2 protein-coding genes are annotated in these 1003 nt (G+C 66.1%); both read left to right on the forward strand.

Features of this window, described 5'->3' with window-relative positions; translation table 11 throughout:
• On the forward strand, nt 1–667 hold a 667-nt coding region (locus ACWC9R_RS37105), incomplete at its 5' end, for an acyl carrier protein (protein WP_450738293.1).
• A gap of 139 nt (nt 668–806) precedes the next feature.
• On the forward strand, nt 807–1003 hold a 197-nt coding region (locus ACWC9R_RS37110), incomplete at its 3' end, for a polyketide synthase docking domain-containing protein (RefSeq protein WP_450738294.1).

A 1003-nucleotide genomic window follows, 5' to 3' on the forward strand; every position in this document is an offset into this window, starting at 1 on the left:
CCTCCTCGCCCTCACCGGACTCAACCCCACCACCCTCCACAAAGCCGCAAACACCCTGCCACCCCTCCTACACGACCTCACCCCCACCACCCACCACCACACCACCAACCGCACAACCCACCACCACACCACCAACCAGGACACAAACCCCCCACTCACCCAACACCTCAGCACCCTGCCTCACGAAGAACGCGAACAAACCCTCCTCAACCTCATACGCACCCAAGTAGCCACAGTCCTCGGACACACCGACACCAACACCATCGACCCCACACACGCCTTCCAGGACATGGGCTTCGACTCACTCACCGCCATCGAACTACGCAACCACCTCAACAACACCACCGGCCTACGACTCCCCACCACCCTCGTCTTCGACCACCCCAACCCCACCGCCCTCGCCACACACCTGCTCCGGCAGATCAAGGTGGAGACGGTGTCACCCGCCGACTCGGTGATCGAGGAACTCGGCCGGCTCAGGGCCGCCGTCCAGTCGGCAGCCGCCGATCCCTCGGCCTACGAGAGCGTCGCCGGGCAGCTGCGCGAGCTGTTGGACGTCGCTGAACAGGCGAGCGGCCGCACGCGCGCCGACGAGGTACCGCCGGCCGACGACCTGGACGACGCGAGCGACGAGGAACTGTTCGCGCTTCTCGACGAGCTGAACTGACCGGGCGACCGTTCACGGAGCAGACAAGGGGGTCGGCTCCGGGGCGGTTTCGCACGCCCGGCGTGTCATCGCCGCGGCACACGACCGCACGACCCACCAGACCAAGTACGAGCCACATGACGACGGGGAGCTGAGATCAGTGGCGAACGAGCAGGAACTCCGCGAATATCTCAAGAAGGCCATCGCCGACGCACGCGACGCGCGTAGGCAGCTGCGCGAGTTCGAGGACAAGGCGCAGGAACCGATCGCGATCGTGGGTATGGCGTGCCGTTACCCGGGCGGGGTGTCCTCTCCCGAGGACCTGTGGGACCTGGTCGCCAACGGTGTCGATGCCGT

It is taken from the genome of Streptomyces sp. NPDC001219, from assembly GCF_053597915.1.